12 protein-coding genes are annotated in these 13,184 nt (G+C 54.5%); 7 read left to right on the forward strand and 5 right to left on the reverse strand.

What is annotated here, in order from left to right; genetic code table 11:
- Positions 1–123: 123 nt before the first annotated feature.
- Positions 124–861 carry a 2-C-methyl-D-erythritol 4-phosphate cytidylyltransferase gene (gene ispD / locus SH678x_RS14660; protein ID WP_496919200.1) on the reverse strand — a complete coding sequence of 246 codons (738 nt, stop codon included), beginning with the start codon at positions 859–861 and terminating at the stop codon, positions 124–126.
- Between the two features lie 304 nt (positions 862–1,165).
- Here ispD and SH678x_RS14665 point away from each other — a divergent pair, with 304 nt between their 5' ends.
- On the forward strand, positions 1,166–2,812 hold the full coding sequence (locus SH678x_RS14665) for a sigma-70 family RNA polymerase sigma factor (protein ID WP_496919201.1): 1,647 nt from the start codon (positions 1,166–1,168) through the stop codon (positions 2,810–2,812).
- A gap of 81 nt (positions 2,813–2,893) precedes the next feature.
- Here the strand turns inward: SH678x_RS14665 and SH678x_RS14670 are convergent, their stop codons facing one another.
- From SH678x_RS14670 to uvrA, 4 genes are all read right to left on the reverse strand, one after another.
- Positions 2,894–3,811: a serine/threonine protein kinase gene (locus SH678x_RS14670; RefSeq protein ID WP_496919202.1), complete on the reverse strand. Its 918-nt coding sequence runs from the start codon at positions 3,809–3,811 to the stop codon at positions 2,894–2,896.
- 244 nt (positions 3,812–4,055) lie between these two features.
- Entirely contained in the window at positions 4,056–5,087 is a 1,032-nt protein-coding gene (locus SH678x_RS14675) for a ThiF family adenylyltransferase (protein WP_496919203.1), read from the reverse strand.
- 7 nt (positions 5,088–5,094) lie between these two features.
- Positions 5,095–5,940 carry a hypothetical protein gene (locus SH678x_RS14680; RefSeq protein WP_496919204.1) on the reverse strand — a complete coding sequence of 282 codons (846 nt, stop codon included), beginning with the start codon at positions 5,938–5,940 and terminating at the stop codon, positions 5,095–5,097.
- Between the two features lie 2 nt (positions 5,941–5,942).
- Entirely contained in the window at positions 5,943–8,795 is a 2,853-nt protein-coding gene (gene uvrA / locus SH678x_RS14685) for an excinuclease ABC subunit UvrA (protein ID WP_496919205.1), read from the reverse strand.
- Between the two features lie 330 nt (positions 8,796–9,125).
- Here uvrA and SH678x_RS14690 point away from each other — a divergent pair, with 330 nt between their 5' ends.
- The 6 genes from SH678x_RS14690 (at position 9,126) to SH678x_RS14715 (ending at position 13,184) form a co-directional block, all read left to right on the forward strand.
- A complete protein-coding gene (locus SH678x_RS14690) occupies positions 9,126–9,497 on the forward strand; it encodes an FxLYD domain-containing protein (protein ID WP_496919206.1) in 372 nt (123 codons plus the stop codon).
- A gap of 18 nt (positions 9,498–9,515) precedes the next feature.
- Positions 9,516–9,812, forward strand: coding sequence for a hypothetical protein (locus SH678x_RS14695; protein ID WP_496919207.1), 297 nt, complete (start codon positions 9,516–9,518; stop codon positions 9,810–9,812).
- A 2-nt stretch (positions 9,813–9,814) separates the two neighbouring features.
- Positions 9,815–10,201 carry a cupin domain-containing protein gene (locus SH678x_RS14700; protein ID WP_496919208.1) on the forward strand — a complete coding sequence of 129 codons (387 nt, stop codon included), beginning with the start codon at positions 9,815–9,817 and terminating at the stop codon, positions 10,199–10,201.
- 80 nt (positions 10,202–10,281) lie between these two features.
- A complete protein-coding gene (gene ligA / locus SH678x_RS14705) occupies positions 10,282–12,576 on the forward strand; it encodes an NAD-dependent DNA ligase LigA (RefSeq protein WP_496919209.1) in 2,295 nt (764 codons plus the stop codon).
- A gap of 88 nt (positions 12,577–12,664) precedes the next feature.
- Entirely contained in the window at positions 12,665–12,907 is a 243-nt protein-coding gene (locus SH678x_RS14710; RefSeq protein ID WP_496919210.1) for an addiction module protein, read from the forward strand.
- Positions 12,894–13,184, forward strand: coding sequence for a type II toxin-antitoxin system RelE/ParE family toxin (locus SH678x_RS14715; RefSeq protein WP_496919211.1), 291 nt, complete (start codon positions 12,894–12,896; stop codon positions 13,182–13,184). The genes SH678x_RS14710 and SH678x_RS14715 overlap by 14 nt, the downstream gene beginning before the upstream one ends.

The following is a 13,184-nucleotide window of genomic DNA, read 5'->3' on the forward strand; positions in this document are numbered from 1 at the left end:
CGCCTATCAGCGTTTATTAGCGGTTAAGAAAAAAGAAATGGAACACAGATGATCGCAGATTCGGCGGATTTACGCAGATTTTTGTATCTGTGAGAATCTGTTCCATCAGCGTTTGTCCGCGTTTTATCTCCACAGATCATCCCCCGCGAAGGGATTCGCAAAGCCATCGAGTTTCGGCTTGGGGAGAACCTTGAGCACTTGCTCGGCTAGTTTCAAATCGTCGCGGGTCGTGATTTTGAGATTCAGGGGTGAACCCTCGACGACCGTCACAGGATGCCCCAGCTGCTCGACTAGCATCGCGTCGTCGGTGACGTTTTTTCCCGCTCGGGCGGCGTAGGCTTTCAGTAATAAGTCACGGCGAAACACCTGTGGGGTTTGAGCTTGCCAGATCGCTTCCCGGCTCACGGTCTCGATGATCTTCCCTTGAGAGACCTTTTTAAGCGTTGCAGGTTCGGGGACGGCCAGAATGGCCGCACCATCTTTCTCAGCCGCGGCAAAAACTTCGTCGATCCATTTCTCAACGAGACAGGGCCGGGCGGCATCGTGAATCGCCACCAAGTCGATATCGCTCTTCACTTTGGCGAGGGCGTTTTCTACCGAGTCGGCCCGCTCGTGTCCTCCCTTACAGACCTCAATGCCCATGATCGCGATGTTCGCGCCGAACTTGCGATTGAACTCTTCCTGGTCCTCGGGCGAGATCACCACGATCACTTGCTTCACATCGCTGCGGTTGAGGAATTTCTCCGCCGAGTGGAGCCACACGGCTCGCCCCGCCAAGGGGGCAAAGGGCTTTTTGTAGTTCTGATCGCGAAAGCGGCGACTGGCCCCCGCGGCGGGCATGATGACGGCGATTTTGGGCATGGTTGGTAGGTGGGACTTTGGACTGTAGACGGTGGACGGTGGCGAATTGTCATCCTACCAAATCCCAATTCCCTTTGCCTTAAGCCATTCCCTTGCTTGCACTTCGTGCGAATAATTCCGATTGTGACGACCGGCTAACAATTCTTCGGCTGTTGTATCGGGGCAACGTGGGTTCGTGCCGTGGGTTGAGTTTTCTCATCACCACGGCGACGAGCAAGGACTCGTGGAACTAAGCGGCTCGCGCGCAAACTGATATCGGGAAAAGAGTTAGGCATCATCGCGGCGCATTCTCTCGGCCAGCGGCATGGGCTCTGCAATCCACGGTTCAGCACTCATCCAATCACGAGCACCCGAGGAAGCAGCCGTGGCCTACAACTCTCGTACGAATTCAGGAACTTCTCCCAAGAAAACTCTTAACGGCTCGGCCAACGGATCGGCCAAAACCAATGGTGCTCCTCGCAAACCGGCCAACACCGACAACTTTGAAAACGAAATCGATGACGAGGCCTTCGATGATTTCGCTCCGGCCGAAGAAGTCGAAACCGATGACGAAGGTGCGATCGACGATCCCGTGCGGATGTATCTGATGCAGATGGGTGAAATTCCCATGCTGAGCCGCGAGCATGAAGTTTCTTCGGCCAAGCGGATTGAGCTCACTCGCACCCGCTTCCGCCGCGCACTGTTGTGCAACGACTTCATGCTTCACGGTGCGGCCGAGTTGCTGCAAAAAGTCTTCGAAGGCTCGCTGCGTCTGGATCGCACGATTGAAATCTCGGTGACCAACACGACCGAAAAGAAGCGAATCCTCAAGCGGATTGGACCGAATCTGGTGACGGTTCGCCACTTGCTTTCCCAAAATCAGGCGGACTATCGTCTGGCCGTCAGCCGTCGGGCGACCCGTGAAGAAAAGCGTGCCGCCTGGCGTCGGTTGATTACCCGCCGCAACAAGGCCGTCCGATTGGTCGAAGAGCTGAATATTCGTTTGCAGCGTTTGATGCCGCTCTGGGATCAGTTGAAGGAAATTAGCAAGCGGATGACCTCGATCAAGGACCAACTCAAGAAGCCGGAAGAGCTGCTCCATTCGGTTCTGCACCGCGAGTTCACCGAAGAGTTGCGTTATCTGATGCGGATTTCGTTGGAAACGCCGCAAACTTTGTCTCGTTTGGTTAAACGCACCGAAGGTCACAAGGTGCAATACGATGCCGCCAAGCGTGAGCTTTCCGCCGCCAACCTGCGGCTCGTGGTGTCGATTGCCAAGCGTTATCGCAACCGTGGCATGAGCTTTCTGGATCTCATCCAAGAAGGCAACACGGGCTTGATGCGGGCCGTTGATAAGTTTGAACATGCTCGTGGTTACAAATTCTCGACGTATGCCACATGGTGGATTCGCCAAGCGATCACCCGTGCCATTGCCGATCAAAGCCGCACGATTCGTTTGCCGGTTCACATGATCGACACGATGAGCAAGATTCGCACGGTTACGGCAGCGTTCGTCCAAGATTTCGGCCGCGAGCCAAACCCCGAGGAAATCGCCGAACGTGCCGGTCTCTCGTTGGAAGATGCCCGCTGTGTTCACAAGATGACTCGGCATCCGCTGTCGCTCGACCAACCGGTGGGCGATCACGAAGACAACTACTTTGGCGAATTCCTCGAAGAGCAACGCGACGACGATCCGCTGTACGATTCGAACCTGGAAGCTTTGAAGCTGAAGCTCGAAGAAGTGATGACCGATCTTTCGCACCGTGAACGCGAAATCCTGCGTTTGCGTTACGGTCTGGCCGATGGCTACACCTACACGCTCGAAGAAGTCGGCAAGATTTTCTCGGTGACTCGTGAACGTGTGCGGCAAATTGAATCGAAGGCCGTTCGCAAGTTGCAATCGCCTTATCGCAGCCGATCGTTGACGGGGTTCCTCGATGGCGTCGAGCCAGCCCCGGTCGAAGCCAATTAATCTCGCTTATCTCCTGTCGTGGGGATGCGTCGGAAATTCTCCCGCCGACGCATCCTCACTGGCTTTAAGCTTTTGAATCGCTCAATTCAGCGAGAAGCATTCGATTTCGAGCCGCATCAATTCTTCGCTCACCGATGCGGCCGAGTTGGGCCGACGGAGCGGGTCTTTCGACAGCAGACGATGAACCAAGGAAGCCACCGGCTTTGGTAATCGGGGCGACATATCACGCACGCACACCGGCTTGCTTTCGCGGTGCATGCGAACGAGCTCATCAGGCGATTTCGCGGCAAACGGCAAATGGCCGGTGAGCATTTCGTAAAGCGTCACCCCCAAGCTGTAGAGATCGCTGGTGACGTCCACGGAGAGGCTGGATGTTACTGCTTCCGGGGCAATGTAGTTGAGCGTGCCGGTGATGGGACGCGACGACCAATGACGAGCCTCGCTGATCGCATAAGCAAAGCCCAGGTCAATCAACGTGGCATGGCCTTCGGCCGAGACCAAAATATTGTTAGGTTTGACGTCGGAGTGAATCATCTTCACCGACTCGTGCAGCGCCGACAAAGCTTCGGCCACTTGGCGGGCGATCCATAAACTCATCGGCAGCGGCAAACGCGTGCCTTGCTTGAGGATCGTGGCGAGTGAGCAGCCTGCGAGTTTCGGCGTCACGAAATAAAACGGCGCTTGCTGGACGTTGGCCGACAGGACGGGTAGCAAATGCGGGTGCGAAAGTTGCCGCCCAATCCAAACCGCCCGCCGCTGCATTTCAATGGCTTGCGGATCGCGCCACCATTCTTTGCGCAGGGCCTTCACCACGTAGTTGGCGGATTGGTTTGAGGGTGCGTCGGCGGGTCGCGCCGAGTAAACGCGGGCCAATTCGCTTTCGCTCAACAGTCGCACCAACTGCCACGGGCCCATACGGCCCACGGCGGATTGTGAAGTTGAAGCGTCGGTCGCGGCAAAATTGGCAGAAACAGGAGATGAGGTTTCAGCAGTAGCCATACAAAGTTGCAGGTCTCGTGAAAAGGTTCGAGCGCGGAAGTAGCGCAAATCGATAGCTGCTCCATACGCGCACTTTTGGGTCGGCAAGGCTAAGAAGCTGGGTCAGCTGGGCTTGAGCCGCCGAAGATGCTGGGTCTAAATCTTCCATCGGCCAGACGGACCCGCCGACTCGACGAACAGTGCTTGAACTTGGGCAGACAAAATTTATGGCTGAGAATTTAGCCAAGCCGCGTGAGATTTAACGTCACGAACCGATGTATTTTGCCAGCACCGTGCGGGCAACAGCCTCATCCTCGGTGCCGCCGACAATGGCGCGGCCATCAGCAAAGACGGTGATGAGGAAATCATCGATCGCTAGTCGCAAGAGATAGGGATTGGCTGTCACGGTTCCGACTGAACGAAGCTTTTCTGCTAGCACGGCAAGATTGAGGGTGTTTGATTCGGCAGGGGAAATCTGAACCGAATTTCGCCCACAGAGTTTTGTCACGGCGGTACCACGCTCGCCCGCGAGCCAGGGAAATTGCCGCTGGCCGCAGGAGGGGCAATCTGGCCGACGGCTCGACTGCATGTTGATCGAGCGCACCTGGTTGTTCCACAAATCGAACACGGTCAGTTGCGAATTCACCGCAGCGGCGTTACCGCTGCACAGCTTGATCGCTTCCATGGCCTGATAGGCGGCCACCACGGAGACAATTGGCGCTAGCACTCCGGCCGTTTCGCAGGTGGGCATGCTCGCCGCCGGGGGTGGCTCCGGCAAAAAGCAGCTCAGGCAGCAAGACTTACCGGGTAGAATCGCCATGGTTTGGCCTTCAGCACCAACGCAGCCAGCAAAGACCCACGGCAATTCGTTGGCCACGGCGAAATCGTTGATCAGATAGCGCGTTTCAAAATTGTCGGTGCCATCGACGATCACATGCACGTCGCCGGCAAGTCGCTGAACGTTCGCGGGGCTGACGTCAGCGACAATGGGTTCAATCTCAACCGAGGAATTCACCTCCGCGAGGCGATTAGCACCGGCGACCGCCTTGGGAAGTTGGGCTTCGGCATCGGCTTCGGTGAACAAAACCTGGCGATGGAGATTGTCGCGTTCCACGAAATCACGATCAACAATTCGCACAAAGCCAACGCCAGCGCGAACGAGCAAATCGGCACTCACGCAACCGAGCGCGCCGCAACCAACCACGAGCACGCGGGCGTTGCGCAAATGGCGTTGTCCCTCTTCACCGAAAGGGGCGAAGCGTGTTTGACGGCGATAGCGATCAATGGGATTGCTCATAGCTCTATCACACAAAGTAACCAGCTAAATCAAACTCTGGTGCCAACTCTGCTTGCAGGCGATCGCAACCGGCGCGTGCCGTGGAGATTTCGCTTGCTATGTTTCTGCAGATAGCGATTACCGGTTTATCGCAGGTGGCTAACCAAGCGGGGGGCCGGTCGCCGGGATCGAGTTCGACGGCAAAGGCATCACACCCAACATCGGGTTGCGGGTCGCTGGAAGTCACACTCGCCACGACATAAGACTCGCGTGGGCGTGTCCAGGAATTGTGGCGAAGTTGCTTCACGGTGACCAGTTGCAGCATCACCGCCGGATAGAAGTCGCAATTCTCAATCTCAGCCGCTTCACGTAAATCAACAATCAACGGCACGCCAGACCGACTTGCTTCGCTGAATAATCCCTCATCGATGCCCTGCACAATGAGCGCCGTCTCGAACTTACGTGCTAGTCGCAAGTCTTCTTCGCTCGGGTAATCGCAGCTCAAACCACGCAAAACAGTTCTCTTGCCCTCGAGAAGAAAGTTCTTTCCTTCGCAGTAAAACCGTTTAAACCCGATGGGTACGATTTCTTCGCGTGTCTCACCATTTTGAAGGTTGAGCGTTAGCCGCGCGTCGTACCAAAACGGCAAACGCGGTGTCCAGTAGCACGGTTCCGTTATGGCTGTGCTTGATGAGTAGGCGTTCTCCGTCGGTCGCAACGGAAAATCGGCGGTCAAAGTTTTAGCAAACTGCGAGAACGGGCCGCGCACAACGCCCGTTATCTCTATGATTTCAGAGTTAGCGTTTGCCAAAAAAGTAAGCTGAGTACGATGCTCAGAACGTTCGCCAACGACCAGAGAGAGTTTGTCGTTCATGATCAGCCCGCCGCCAATGCTTTGGCGGTTTTCTTGAGTTCTCGGGCGAGAAATTTTCCCGTCACCGACGCGGAGTTGGCAGCAAGTTGTTCGGGGGTCCCCATCGCCACGACGCGGCCTCCTTCGTCGGCAGCGCCAGGGCCGAGGTCGATGATCCAATCCGCCGCCTGCATGATCAGCAGGTGGTGATCGACCACGACCAAGGAATGCCCCATATCGACGAGCGAATCGAAACAATCCAAAAGTTGCAACACGTCGGAATAATGGAGCCCCGTCGTCGGCTCGTCGAGAACGAACAGCGTGCGGCCGCGGCGCTCGGCGGAGATATACGTTGCCATCTTCAGGCGCTGGGCTTCACCACCGGAAAGCGTGTTGGCCGGTTGGCCCAAGCGGAGATAATCGAGCCCAACATCCATCAGGCATTTGAGCTTGGCGAGGATCTTACGATGCCCACGGAAGAACGTGAATGCTTCGCGCACGGAAAGATTCAACACTTCGGCAATGTTGTAACCACGATACTTCACATCGAGTACCTCGCGACGGAAACGCTGGCCGTGGCACTCGGGGCATTTCATATACACGTCGGCCATCAGACGCATGTCGATCTGCAAAAAGCCATCCCCCTGGCAGGCCTCGCAGCGTCCCCCTTCGACGTTAAAACTAAAGTGGCTGGCTTTGAAACCGCGTGATTGCGCTTCGGTGCTTTCGGCAAAGAGCGCGCGAATCGGATCGAAGGCCTTAACATAAGTCACCGGATTCGACCGCGGCGTGCGGCCGATGGGGCTTTGATCGATCAAGACCGCATCTTCGATTTGATGCACGCCTTTGATTTCGGTGAAAGGCTCAGGCCGTTCGACTTCTTGCCGCAGGCGTTGAGCGACGGCTGGAAACAAAGTTTGCTGCACGAGCGTGCTTTTCCCCGCGCCGCTCACACCGGTCACGACACAGAGCGTCGAGAGCGGGAAATCTACCGAGATGTCCTGCAGGTTGTTACCGCTGGCACCTTCCAAGCGAATCACGCCATGCTCGAGCGGCCGCCGTGCCGCGCGCTTGCCGATTGTCCGCCGACCCGAAAGCCAATCGCCTGTGCGGCTGTCGCGACTTTCGACCATTTCGGCGGGCGTGCCTTGGAAAACCACCTTGCCGCCGAATTCCCCGGCACCCGGGCCCAGTTCGACAACTTGATCCGCCGCTTGCAGCACAGCGCCCTCATGTTCGATGACGGCCACCGTGTTTCCTCGATCGCGAAGTTCGCGAATCGAGCTCACCAACTGCGGCACATCGGCCGGGTGCAAACCGACGCACGGTTCGTCGAGAACATACAACATGCCGACGAGATTCGAACCCAACGCCGATGTGAGCGAAACACGCTGTGACTCGCCGCCACTCAGAGTGCGCAAGGGCCGTTCCAGGGATAAGTGCCCCACGCCCACGCGGTCGAGATATTTCAATCGATTGACAACCTGATCGAGCAGCAAGCGCCCCACTTGTTGTTGCCAGGGGGTGAGATCAAGCTGAGCGAACCAGTTGAGCGCTTCGCGAATCTTCAGTCGTGATAGTTCAGCGATGTTGGCCCCGCCAATTCTTACGGCCAGCGCGGCTTGATTGAGCCGCGCCCCGCCGCATTCTTTGCACGGATAATAGCTCCGCCAGCGGCTCAAGAACACGCGGAGGTGCATTTTGTATTTCCGCCGCTCAAGCCAATTGAAAAAGCCCGTCAGCCCTCCAAACTTTTTCTCAGGCACGCCATCGCGAACAATCGCCAAATGATCGGGCGAAAGTTCGCGAAACGGAATATCGACCGGCAAGTTGTATTCTTTGGCCAGAGCCAGCAATTCTTTCAGTTCGTGCTCGTAGGCGGGCGTGTTCCAAGGAGCAATCGCCCCGTCGCGTAGGCTTTTGTTGGGATCGGGAACCACGCGGTCCATGTCGATGTCGATCACATTGCCAAAGCCTTCACACGCCGGGCAAGCCCCCAGCGGATTGTTGAAGTTCAATAGCTGCGGCTCGGGCGTGGGGTAATCGATCTTGCACGTTTCGCAACGGAAGAATTGACTAAACCGCCGACGGAGCCAAGGCTGCCCTTCGATATCGACGTGCTTACCCAAACCCTCGGGCAAAACTTCGGGATCGCGGGCATCAATCCAAACCAGCGATGTGCCGCGGCCTGCTTCTTGGGCGGCTTCGAGCGAATCGCGCAGGCGCGTCATGCCTTCACCACCAGCAGTTAACCGATCGAGCACGACCTTCACTGATTCGCGCTCGGCGAGCTCAACAACAGCAGCGGGGCTAAGTTCGACAAACTTTCCGTTGAGAACAACCCGGCGATAACCGAGTGCCACCAAATCGGCGACCCACACTTCCGTCGGCCGTTGCTGGCCGCGATGAGAAATAAACCCAACCATCATGCGCGTGCCGTCGGGAAGCTGCGACAATTTGTCTGTCGCGGATTCGGCTGAGTCTTGGCTGACCTTATGGCCACAGGTGTGACAGATCACTTCCCCCACACGAGCGAACAACAATTGTAGATGCTCGTTGATTTGCGTGGTGCTCCCCACGGTCGCGCGGCTGGAACGGCTGACGTTCTTACGCGTGACGGCAATCGACGGGGGAATGCCTTCGATGCTTTCCGCGGCGGGCTTGTCGAGTTGTTCGAGAAATTGCCGCGTGTACGTAGAAAAGCTTTCGATATAGCGGCGCTGTCCCTCGGCGTAGAGCGTGTCGAGGGCAAGGCTCGTCTTGCCGCTGCCACTCACGCCACAGAAGGCGATCAACTGCCGATGGGGCAGATCGAGATCGATTTTCTGCAGGTTGTTGACGGCAACGCCGCGCAAGGAAATGGTGGACTGCTTCACGGCGGCCTATCCAGCAAGGGCTCGTGGGTTCTGGGAAACCCCTTATCTTAGCGGAGAAAGCCGTGGTTGTACCAGTGCCTCAGTTATCACAAAAAGGAAATGCCCGGCTACGAAACTCGGACGTATTACCAGTACAATGTGATATTCTAGTGATCTACTGTCTCCTCCGAAGCCTTGATACTAGGGGAACTTATGGAACCCGAGGTCGCAACTAAAACCTGCCCCGCCTGCTACTCAGACATTCACAGCCGCGCTAAGAAATGCCCTCACTGCCTAACGCTTCAGGGCCCAGGACGGATATTGCTTCCACTCTTGTGTCTACTGATTCCTATGGGAATCATTAGCGCTCTTATTTTAACGTCAGTTCCACATCGCTCTTCTGAAAATTACGCGGAGGAAGTTGATGTGGTTGACTCCCAATTGTATTTCGCGCCAGACAGAGACGACGCATCAAATAAGCACGTAACAATAGTCGGTAAAGCAAAAAACTCCGGAAACCGTACTTTGACCAACATGTCACTCAAAGCTGAAGTGTATGACGAAGACGGAAAATTGGTAGATTTAGTGTACGGCGGAGCTTATGACGACGTGGAACCAAATCAGGAGTTTCCATTCAAACTCACCGGCGATTCCATCCACTTGCCAGAGTCGGCATATGCATCGCATAAGGTGACCGTTACCAATGCAATCCAGCCATATTGAAGTTTGCAAAGCGATAAGATGTCACTCAAAAAGTGGAAAAACCCGTTTTACACGCTGCTTATCCCCGTTGGGATGGCGTTTGTGGTCACGGTGTTTGCCTATGGTTACATGGCTTTTGTGGAAGTGAATGCCACGAATCCCGAGGTGCGCGAGCAAACGAAACAGCCATTGTTCACATGGCTCAACAAGCACGGCACACGCGTTATCTTATGGGAGTTGGGCGTGATGGGCGTGTTGACTGTGGGGGCCATCGCGACGGACAGTTGGTGGATGAGTGAAGCTCCACCCAGTAACAAAGAACTTAAGGATCAATAAAAATGAAACTGAAACGTGCGAGCGACGTCCCGCAGAAGCCGGTGGAGATGGAAGGGGCCGCGGGCTGTCAGGTGCAAATCCTTGTCGGGAATGAAGAGCAAGCCCCTAATTTTGTCATGCGGCAATTCGAGGTTGCACCTGGCGGACACACACCACGGCATTTCCACAACTACGAACATGAAATCTATGTCGTCGAAGGAAGCGGCGTGATCGTCGATGGCGATAAGGAATTGCCATTGAACAAAGGTGATGTCGTGTTTGTCGCCCCCGACGACGTGCATCAATTCAAGAACACGGGCGATGCGCCGCTCAAGTTTTTGTGCCTGATCCCCAATTCCGCGACCGGGAAGAATGTGACGGTGGTTCCCGAGTGTGGGCTTGAAGATTGAGTAAGAATATTGCTAGCCGCAGGCGGTAGCCTACGGTTGAACTTTCTCACCGTTGGCTACCGCCTGCGGCTATAAGAAATATGAGTAACGCTCGAACGGAAATCGAACAGCTGCGCGAGGAAATTCGTGCGCATGATGAGCGTTACTACGTCGACGCGAAACCGACGATTTCGGATCTCGATTATGACCGCTTGATGGAGCGGCTCAAGTTGCTTGAAGCCGAGCATCCTGAGTTGGTCACGGCAGATAGTCCCACGCAACGCGTGGGGGGTGCGCCAATTTCTGGATTTCGCACGGTTGCACACTCACAACCGATGTTTTCCATCGACAACACATACAGCGCAGAAGATCTTCGAAAATGGGCGACTCGGTCATACGAAGCAACTGATCCAGTTTTGCTTGCAATCACTGCCGAACTTAGTTCGATCAAAGGTACTGGAAAGGCATCTAACCAATTACGAGAAAAGTTACGAAAGCAATACAAAGCCAAGCTCGCCGACGCTGATCAAGCTGGGTTTCCAATTGCTGGTGGATATTTTATCGATCCGAAAGTCGATGGTGTCGCTATTAATCTGCGATACGAGTTGGGAAATCTCGTGCTGGCAACAACTCGTGGCGATGGAGAGCGAGGCGACGACGTTACACATAATGTCCGAACCATTCGCGCGATCCCACTCAAGTTACGAAAAAACAAACTCTATCCCATCCCAAATGTGCTTGAAATTCGCGGTGAAATTTACATGCCAACCGCTGAATTCGAGCGGATGAACCGCCTAGTCATTGAATCAGGAGAAGAGCCGTTTGCGAATCCACGTAACGCAACGGCCGGAACACTAAAACAACTTGACCCACGTATTGTTGCTAAACGTCGACTAAGCATGTTTGCTCACGGCAGAGGTGAGATCTCTAGGGAGCCATTTAGCACACATAGCCAGTACTTAGCTACACTGCAATCGTGGGGAATGCCAACAAATACACTTAGCAGCCAGTGCCACACGATAGATGATGTGTGGCAGTACATTGTAAACTTCAACACTAAAAGAAATTCATTGGCATATCAGATTGATGGCGTTGTAGTTCGTGTCGATCGAATCGACCTACAGAACACCATGGGATATACCAGCAAATTTCCTCGCTGGTGCATTGCATACAAATATGCTGCCGAGCAAGCACGTACCAAGCTTTTAAGCGTCGACTGGCAAGTTGGCAAATCAGGTAAGCTCACTCCCCGAGCAAATATGGAACCAGTGCGCGTCGCTGGCACTACTGTTCAACACGCCTCGCTCCACAACCTCGGCGAAGTCCGACGCAAAGACATCCGCATTGGCGACTCGGTGGTTATCGAGAAAGCTGGAGAAATTATCCCGCAGGTTATTCGTGTAATTCTTGAAGAGCGGCCACCGGGAACACCACCAATGTCGCCGCCCGAAAAGTGCACTGAATGTGGCGGCGATATCGAGATTGAGTACGACCAGCGACGAATTCACGACATTGATACTTACAACGCCAAGGTCGACCGCGAGAAGACCCGCGCCGCAAAAAAAGGCCTTGAGCCAGATATAGTACCTGCTCCTGAACCACTTAGCGAGTTGGATGAAACAGGGCGATACTGTATTAATCCCGAGTGCCCTGCACAATTTCGTGAGCGAATAATCCATTTTGCCGGTCGGGGTCAGATGGATATCGACGGCATGGGTGAAAAAGTCGTCCACCAGCTCGCGGACGCCGGGTTGCTCAATTCTTTTGGCGACATATTCAATCTACATACCCAGCGAGACGCTGTGTTAAGCCTCGAACGTATGGGTGATAAAAAGGCAGAAAATCTTTTTTCTGGCATTGAGAAATCTAAAAATCGCGGGCTAGCTCGTGTACTCGCTGGACTTGGTATTCATCATATTGGCACCACAGCAGCGCGTATTTTCGCAGAGCACTTTGGTTCTATCGACGCTCTTACTGCCGCTCCTCTCGATCAAATTAAGCTACTCAAGGTCGGCGGTGCACTTGCCGGTATAGGCTCTGAAATTGCAAATTCTCTCCATGCTTTTTTACACAGTCGTGAAGGCCAACGCGTTATTAATGAACTTCGTGACGCGGGCGTCAAACTCGACATCGAGGCAGCAACGGTTTCTGGCTCTGCAGGCTCTGTGTTTGTGGGCAAGACTTTAGTAGTTACAGGTACGCTTACAAAGTACAAACGGGAAGAAATCGAAGAGCTTATTACACGCCTCGGCGGCCGTGCGGCGGGAAGCGTCTCCAAGAACACCGACTTTCTAGTGGCTGGCGAAAGTGCCGGTAGCAAGTTGGAAAAAGCGAACAGCCTGGGCGTAAAAGTGATTAGCGAGGCCGAGTTTCAAGAAATGGTCGGCGAGAAATAGGCGATGTTGATCGCTGGGATATTCTCGACAGGCTATTTTGATTGCATCATGGTTGCAGACGGGTGATAATTGTTTCAGGAGGAATGCCATGCTCGATTATCAAAGTGTCATGAACGCGGCCAATGAGCTGCCAATTCCTGAACGATTCCAATTGATGGAAGATCTGTGGGAAAATCTGCCCCCGGAAAGTGTTCCGGCACTTAGTGAGGAATGGCTCGCCGAAATCCGCCGTCGCAGCGATGAGTTCGATTCTGGCAATATTCAGGCGATCCCCTGGGAAGAGGTCCGTGCCGCAGCGCTGCAACGGATAGGCATCAATGTTTCGCATTGATTTACTTCCGGATGCTCACACTGATTTCAATCAAGCGTTCGATTGGTACGCAAGCAGGAGTAACTCTGCTGCTGTCCGTTTCACTGACGCCATCAATAATGGTTTCGATGAGATTGCACACGATCCTGAGCGTTTTACCAAGATCGACGAGCGGCATTACGAGCGTCTTATCAAACGTTTTCCGTTTCGAATTATCTATCGGATTGTTGAGCAGCGAATTGTTATCGTGACAATCGCGCACGCCAAGCGAAATCCGGGGTACTGGCTATCCCGATAG

It is taken from the genome of Bythopirellula superficialaquae, assembly GCF_059632245.1.